Origin of the sequence: Microbacterium sp. B19 (assembly GCF_000333395.1) — a bacterium.
Taxonomy (GTDB): Bacteria; Actinomycetota; Actinomycetes; order Actinomycetales; family Microbacteriaceae; genus Microbacterium.
This window is the reverse complement of record NZ_BADA01000440.1, coordinates 1-921: the sequence shown is the minus strand read 5'-3', so window position 1 is coordinate 921 and position 921 is coordinate 1. Positions and strand designations below refer to the sequence as shown.

Here is a 921-nt window from a genome sequence, read left to right as displayed (position 1 = left end):
CGGTACTTCGAGACGTCGAGCCCGGCCGACCCGAACGCGCGCACGACCCGGCCCACACTCGACCGTGCCGCCGACACGCTGACGCTGACGTACGACGAGCCGTTCGCGGACTGGAACCGGCAGTGGCTGCTCGACCGCCCGGTGCACGTGATCGCCGCCAAGGCGGGCGTGACCGTCCGCGAACTCATGACGGCCATCCAGACGACCCCAGAGGGCGACCCCGCCGCTCCCGTGGCACCCAACCCCGTCCTGACCGCCGCAGCACGCGCGTGGAACACGGGGTTCGACGCCGCGGCGGACGGCACTCTCGACGTCGCCTCGGCCGTGGCATCCGGTCCGTGGACGGTCGGTGAGGCGTCGAGCGCATCCGTCTCGCTCGTCCGGCGGGAGAACTACCAGGGCTCGCACTATCCGGGACTCGAGGGCCTCACGGTGCGGTTCTACCCCGACCGTGCGACGCAGATCGCGGCCCTCGCCGCGGGTGAGGTCGACATCGCCAACATCGGCGACCCGGATGCCACCGACCTCGAGACGCTCACAGCTGCCGATGTGACCGTGACCACCGGTCCGACGGCGCAGACGCTGCAGCTCCGCTTCGCGGAGACGACGTCCGACGCCCTGCGCAAGGCGGTCTTCCTCTCCATCGATCGCGACGCGCTGGTGAAGGACATCCTCCCGAAGCAGCGCGGGGACGCCCGGCCGCTGCAGTCGTTCCTCTCGTCCGCCGCGACCGGGCAGACGTACCAGCAGCTCAGCTCCGACAACGGCTCACCGAGCACGGGAAGCGACATCGGCGGCGCGCGATCCGCTCTTGACGACCGTCCCGCGGTCCTCCGTGTCGCGTACGACCCGGCGGACGACGACTCCGCCGAGGTGTTCGCCCACCTGGTGACCATGGCCACCGAGGCCGGCATCGCGGTC

At 71.3% G+C, this 921-nt stretch carries 1 protein-coding gene; it reads left to right on the top strand.

Features of this window, described 5'->3' with window-relative positions; translation table 11 throughout:
• On the top strand, nt 1–921 hold a 921-nt coding region (locus tag I5G_RS15525), incomplete at both ends, for an ABC transporter substrate-binding protein (RefSeq protein WP_022879877.1).